General features: G+C 64.2%; 2 protein-coding genes. Both read left to right on the forward strand.

What is annotated here, in order from left to right; all coding sequences use genetic code 11:
* The first annotated feature begins 176 nt into the window (after nt 1-176).
* Nucleotides 177-827, forward strand: coding sequence for a (d)CMP kinase (gene cmk / locus J0I79_RS00035; RefSeq protein WP_292854118.1), 651 nt, complete (start codon nt 177-179; stop codon nt 825-827).
* Nucleotides 828-1,031: 204 nt separating this feature from the next.
* Nucleotides 1,032-1,844: S1 RNA-binding domain-containing protein (locus J0I79_RS00040; protein WP_292854120.1), on the forward strand; the 813-nt coding region annotated here is incomplete at its 3' end.

Genomic DNA, 1,844 nt, shown 5'->3' on the forward strand with positions numbered 1-1,844 from the left:
ATTGACGACGCGAATATGATCGCGACGAGCTTCCCGGAATTCATGGGTCTGATGAAAGGGCTGGGCGCGGAGATCGGGTGACGGTGATGGGGTGGAGCGCACCTGAGATGCTGGCAGGACAGAGGGGGGCGCGAAGGAACGCGGCGCCCGCTCTTTTTGGCAAAGGCGACCCGCCGATGACCTACACTTTCACCATCGCCATCGACGGACCGGCCGGCGCCGGAAAGGGCACCCTCGCCCGCCGGCTGGCGGACCACTACCGGCTGAACCTGCTGGACACCGGCCTCACCTATCGCGCGGTCGCCCACAAGCTGCTGGAGCTCGGCCTCCCGCTCGACAATGTCTCGGCGGCAGAGACCGCCGCGCACCAGGTCGATCTGGCGAAGCTCGACCGCGCGGTGCTGTCGGCGCATGCCGTTGGCGAGGCGGCCTCCAAGGTCGCGGTCATTCCCACGGTGCGGCGCATCCTGGTCGAGAAGCAGCGCGACTTCGCCAAGGCGCCGCCGGGCGCCGTGCTCGACGGTCGCGACATCGGCACCGTGGTGTGCCCGGATGCCGACATAAAGCTCTATGTCACGGCGAGTGCCGAGGTGCGGGCTCGCCGCCGGCTGGCCGAGATCGAAAGCATCGGCGGCAGCGCCGATTTCGCCGAGATTCTCGCCGACATCCAGCGCCGCGACGAGCGCGACATGGGCCGCGCCGACTCGCCATTGAAGCCCGCCGCCGACGCGCACTTGCTTGATACAAGCGAAATGGCTATAGAAGCCGCGTTTCTGGCGGCGATGGCGATCATCGACGACGCTCTCGCTAAGAGAAACAAGGCCTGATCAGGCTTTTCTGACGCCTCTGCGATTGCCGAACGCGACAGAAATACCCATATCGGGCACGAACCAGCCTGCCAGCATTCTCATGCGCCGGACTTGCCGCTTAACGCGGCCAAGGGCTTTCAGCCCGGAACGCCGGCAGGTTAAACGCAACGCTAACCCACGGCGCCCGCCTCGCCAGATGCGCGGGGCATTCCAGGAGAAACAATGTCAGCTGCAAATCCCTCTCGCGATGATTTCGCGAGCATGCTCGAAGAATCATTTACCACTGGCCATTCCGGCGAAGGCCAGGTTGTCCGGGGTACGATCACAGCGATCGAAAAGGACATGGCCATCATCGACGTCGGCCTCAAGGTCGAAGGCCGCGTCCCGCTGAAGGAATTCGGCGCCAAGGGCAAGGAATCCTCCCTCAAGGTCGGCGATACCGTCGAAGTCTATGTCGAGCGCATCGAAAACGCGCTGGGCGAAGCCATGCTGTCGCGCGAGAAGGCTCGCCGCGAAGAGAGCTGGGTGCGCCTCGAGGAGAAGTTCACCAAGGGTGAGCGCGTCGAAGGCGTCATCTTCAACCAGGTCAAGGGCGGCTTCACCGTCGACCTCGACGGCGCCGTGGCGTTCCTGCCGCGCAGCCAGGTCGATATCCGTCCGATCCGCGACGTCTCGCCGCTGATGCACAACCCGCAGCCCTTCGAGATCCTCAAGATGGATCGCCGCCGCGGCAACATCGTGGTGTCGCGCCGCACCGTGCTCGAGGAAAGCCGCGCCGAACAGCGTTCGGAAATCGTGCAGAACCTCGAGGAAGGCCAGGTTGTCGAAGGCGTCGTCAAGAACATCACCGACTACGGTGCGTTCGTCGACCTCGGCGGCATCGACGGCCTGCTGCACGTCACCGACATGGCCTGGCGCCGCGTCAACCATCCGACCGAAATCCTCAACATCGGTCAGACGGTCAAGGTGCAGATCATCCGCATCAACCAGGAAACCCACCGCATCTCGCTCGGCATGAAGCAGCTCGAGTCGGAT

Source organism: Mesorhizobium sp., from assembly GCF_017306585.1.
In the GTDB taxonomy this organism is placed as follows: domain Bacteria; phylum Pseudomonadota; class Alphaproteobacteria; order Rhizobiales; family Rhizobiaceae; genus Mesorhizobium.